General features: G+C 41.6%; 4 protein-coding genes and 3 tRNA genes. All 7 read right to left on the bottom strand.

The window, feature by feature from the left end; translation table 11 throughout:
* Positions 1-187 precede the first annotated feature (187 nt).
* Positions 188-1,216, bottom strand: coding sequence for a low specificity L-threonine aldolase (locus tag ODU37_RS10565; RefSeq protein WP_105158614.1), 1,029 nt, complete (start codon positions 1,214-1,216; stop codon positions 188-190).
* A gap of 60 nt (positions 1,217-1,276) precedes the next feature.
* A tRNA-Arg gene (locus ODU37_RS10560) sits at positions 1,277-1,348 on the bottom strand.
* A gap of 37 nt (positions 1,349-1,385) precedes the next feature.
* Positions 1,386-2,579, bottom strand: a complete 1,194-nt coding sequence (gene rpsA, locus ODU37_RS10555) for a 30S ribosomal protein S1 (RefSeq protein ID WP_074390638.1) — start codon at positions 2,577-2,579, stop codon at positions 1,386-1,388.
* Positions 2,580-2,702: 123 nt separating this feature from the next.
* A tRNA-Gln gene (locus ODU37_RS10550) sits at positions 2,703-2,774 on the bottom strand.
* 137 nt (positions 2,775-2,911) lie between these two features.
* Positions 2,912-2,992: transfer RNA gene (locus ODU37_RS10545), tRNA-Tyr, on the bottom strand.
* A gap of 51 nt (positions 2,993-3,043) precedes the next feature.
* A complete protein-coding gene (locus ODU37_RS10540) occupies positions 3,044-3,277 on the bottom strand; it encodes a DUF2969 domain-containing protein (RefSeq protein ID WP_012775068.1) in 234 nt (77 codons plus the stop codon).
* Between the two features lie 66 nt (positions 3,278-3,343).
* On the bottom strand, positions 3,344-4,366 hold the full coding sequence (locus ODU37_RS10535; protein ID WP_014638036.1) for a branched-chain amino acid aminotransferase: 1,023 nt from the start codon (positions 4,364-4,366) through the stop codon (positions 3,344-3,346).
* Positions 4,367-4,604 lie beyond the last annotated feature (238 nt).

Genomic DNA, 4,604 nt, shown 5'->3' with positions numbered 1-4,604 from the left:
GAAACCAAATTGACCGCGATTGTAGTCTGGATTTTCTTTGTGTAACATAGCGATTCTCCCTCTGCTTATTAGCTAGTATTCCTATCTCTATTATACTACTTTACATATGAAAAAGCCGTTAGAAATATAATTCTAACGACTTTGTCTTCATTCTGAAAAGAAAGGCTAAGCCTTTCTTTTTTGCTTGCTATAATCTATTTCTCAATTCATCAATATCCTCTTGACTAGTTGACCAGCTGGTCGCAAAGCGGATGATACTGTGGCTATCGTCGTATTTTTCCCAGAAGCCATAGGCAATTCCAGCTTCTGTCAATCTAGTCAATTCTTCATTCTTAACAATAACGAATTGCTGATTGGTCGGGGATTTGAGATAGAATTGAAAGCCTTTCTCTTCCAAAATCTGGATCAGTTGCTCTGCCATTGCGATAGCATGACGCCCCAATTCAAGATACAAGTCATCAGTAAATAAGCAATCAAACTGGACACCCGTCACCCTTCCTTTTGCCAACAAGGCACCATGGTGTTTGACGATTGATATGAAATTCTTAGGCTGGTTGTTCTTTGTAAATACCAAAGCTTCCCCCATCAAAGCACCGAGTTTTGTCCCACCAATGTAGAAAACATCTGTCAGCTCTGCAATTGTCTTCAAATCAAGATCCGTTTCACGAGCAGCGAGACCATAACCCAAACGAGCTCCATCTAAAAAAAGCGGGATCTTGTGATGACGACAAACTGTTGACAAGGCTTCTAACTCTGACTTGCTATAAAGTGTACCATACTCTGTTGGATGGGAAATATAGACCATACCAGGATGAACCATGTGAGCATGATTAACATCTGCGTAGAAATCGGAAATATAGTTCTCAACTGCATTTGCGACAAGTTTGCCATCCGTATGCGGTAAAGCCAACACTTTATGGCCTGTGAATTCAATTGCCCCCGCTTCATGAACTGCAATATGCCCAGTATCCGCCGCAATGACTCCTTCATAGGAAGCTAACATAGACGAAATGACAATTTGATTGGTCTGCGTGCCACCTGCTAAAAACGTAACTTGTGCATGAGGACAGTCCGTAGCAAGTCTGATTTTTTCGATAGCAGATTCAGTATATTTATCAGTGCCATATCCAGATAACCCTTCTTGGTTGCTTGCAACTAAGGCTTCTAGCAAGGTAGGATGGGCACCTTTATTATAGTCATTTTCAAAATGTAACATATCATGCCTCCTTCATATAATATAACAAAAAAGCCTGTTAATGCAGGCTTTTCAATTTAATCCACCCTGAGGGAATCGAACCCCCATCTCAAGAACCGGAATCTTACGTGATATCCATTACACTAAGGGTGGAAAGGAAAAACTTGCACAAGGCAAGTTTTTATATGAATTACAATTCAATGTCACCGAAAAGGTCAGCCATTGAGAATCCAGATTGAGTTTCTGGCAATTCGTAATCACGTTTTTGACGACGTGGACGTGGAGCACGTTTTTCAGCTTTTTCTTCACCTTCAACTGCTGCTGGACGCTCTTCCAAAGCTTTGATAGAAAGTGATACACGCTCATCAGCTGCGTTTACTTCAAGAACTTTAACAGTTACTTCTTGACCTACTGACAAAGCATCTTTTGGATTTTCAACACGTTTGTGTGAAATTTGTGAGATATGTACCAAACCATCGATACCTGGCAATACTTCAACGAAAGCACCGAAGTCAGTCAAGCGTTTTACTTTACCTTCGATGACATCGCCAGCTGCCAATTTTTGCTCAACGCCATCCCATGGACCAGGCTGTGTAGCTTTCAATGACAATGATACGCGACCTTCAACTTCGTCGATTGCAAGAACTTTAACTTCAACTTCTTCACCAACTGTTACAGCTGATTTAGGAGATACGTTACGCTCGTGTGACAATTCAGTCAAGTGTACCAAACCATCTACACCACCAAGGTCGATGAAAGCACCGAAGCTTGTGATACGTGCAACTTTACCAGTCACAACTTCACCAACTGCCAATTTACCGAATACTTCAGCACGTGCAGCTGCAGCTTCTGCTTCAACAACGTCACGACGTGACAAGATGAAACGGTTCTCAGCAGGATCAACTTCTTTGATTTTAGCATCAAATTCTTGACCTACAAAACGCTCAGTGTTACGAGTGAAACGGCTGTCGATCATTGAAGCTGGGATGAAACCACGAAGACCTTCAAATTCAACTGCAAGACCACCTTTAACGGCACGAGTTACTTTAACTGTAACAACTTCTTCTTCACGACCAACAAGCTTGTCCCATGCTTTACGTGCTTCCAAACGTTTTTTAGATACAAGATAAGTAACAGTGTCTGTATCTTTACCAACAACTTGGCGAAGTACTAACAATTCAAGTGTTTCACCAACTTTTACAAGGTCGTTGATATCAGCATCACGGTCGTTAGTCAACTCACGAAGAGTCAATACGCCTTCAACACCAGTACCTGAGATAGCTACGTTTGCTTGACCAGCATCAACTGTCAATACTTCTGCAGTTACCACATCACCAGGTGTAACTTCGCTTACACTGTTCAACAAATCTTCAAATTCGTTCATTATAAAAAAACCTCCGACAATCAGGTCTTTCGACCCAACATAAAATATATTTTATTTAAGGCACACGCAAGGACAACAACAATTAGACATCTTTGACGAACTAGACTATATCTAGTACCTTTACTGGGGTAGCTGGATTCGAACCAACGCATGAGGGAGTCAAAGTCCCTTGCCTTACCGCTTGGCGATACCCCAAAACATTTTCTAAGATAGTATTCTGAAATAAACTCGGGCTAAACGCTGTGTAAAAAAGATAAGTCGCCTAGCAAATCAGGATTTGCAGTCAACTTCCTATTTTTACTATGCGTTTGACACCCTTAGTATCTTAGACATGGAGAGAGAGGGATTCGAACCCCCGAACCCGAAGGAGCGGATTTACAGTCCGCCGCGTTTAGCCTCTTCGCTATCTCTCCGTGCACTAACAGTCACTATTCTAACATAAAATAGCGACTATTACAAGCCTTTTAGTGACTTAAATTATAATTTTCAATAATATTTCCGACTGCTTTTTCTAATTTTTTGTAAAAGCTTTCGGTATTTCCATTTTTAATAACTGCAAAGTTATTTTCAGCCAATTCTGCAATTTCTCCAATTACTTTTTTACCTATAACAAGGCGGTATCCAGGGAACTCTTCTCTATTGACAAGAACTTTGCTATCTTCAATCTGAATTTCAATTTTTTTATCTTTTTTACTCATTTTCAAACCTCACTTTTACTATTCTACAAAAAAAGAGAAAAGCTTGCAAGTGCAAGCCTTCTGAAATTAATCTACTTCGACAATCCAGCCTTCTGGCGCTTCAATATCACCAAACTGGATACCTGTTAATTCGTCATATAATTTACGAGTGACAGGTCCTACTTCTGTTTCACTATGGAAAACATGGAGTTTATCTGCGATTTGAACGCCGCCAATTGGTGAAATTACAGCTGCCGTTCCGCAGGCTCCTGCTTCGACAAACTGGTCTAATTCTTCGACAAGGACTTCTCGTTCCACTGCCTTCATTCCCAGACGATGCTCTGCCAAATACAAGAGAGAATACTTGGTAATGGACGGCAAGATTGATGGCGAAATCGGTGTAACAAACTCGTTATCAGCTGTAATACCAAAGAAATTAGCAGACCCTACTTCTTCAATCTTGGTGTGGGTAGCTGGGTCCAGATAGATGACGTCTGAGAAGCCCTGCTTTTTAGCATATTGGCCCGGCAAGAGCGATGCTGCATAGTTGCCACCAACCTTAGCCGCCCCTGTTCCATTTGGTGCCGCACGGTCGTACTTGTCCTGAATGAGGAAGTTGGTCGGAGCCAAACCACCCTTGAAGTAGTTTCCGACCGGCATGGCAAAAACGGTGAAAATGTACTCTTCTGCTGGTTTTACGCCGATAATATCGCCGACACCAATCAGGAGCGGACGGAGATAAAGGGTACCACCAGTTCCATAGGGAGGAACGTAGTCCGAGTTGGCTTTGACCACCTCTTTACAAGCCTTGATGAAAAGGTCAGTCGGTACAGGCTCCATGAGCAAGCGGTCAGCTGTTCGTTGCAGGCGCTCAGCGTTTTGGTCTGGACGAAAGAGCTGGAGTTTTCCCTCCTTTGTGCGATAGGCTTTAAGACCCTCAAAGGCCTGCTGACCATAGTGAAGGGATGGTGAGCTTTCTGAAATGTGCAGTTCCGCATCTTCGGTCAGCTGCCCTTCAGACCATTGACCGTTTTTGAAATGAGCGATGAAGCGATAAGGTAGTTTCATATAAGAAAAACCAAGGTTTTCCCAGTCAATTGTTACTGTCATATAGTTTCTCCAAATTCATTTTTTATTATTTTACTACTTTTGAAAGTGATTTTCAATTAAAAATTCAGAAAATTTTGTGAATATAAGTAAAAGTCTGGTAAACCAGACTTTTCAGAATGAAGACAAACATCTCGCTTGATGTTTGTCTTTTTCTGTTTATTGGTCTGATAGTCCGTCTTTTTGCCAGAATAGTGGCTATTTGGACAAAATAAAAAGGCTTCCCTGTCCTCATTTTTAC

Source organism: Streptococcus sp. 2021WUSS109 (assembly GCF_044427305.1).
GTDB lineage: Bacteria > Bacillota > Bacilli > Lactobacillales > Streptococcaceae > Streptococcus > Streptococcus suis.
The sequence above is the reverse complement of the archived record's forward strand: the minus strand, read 5'-3'. Positions and strand labels throughout refer to the sequence as shown.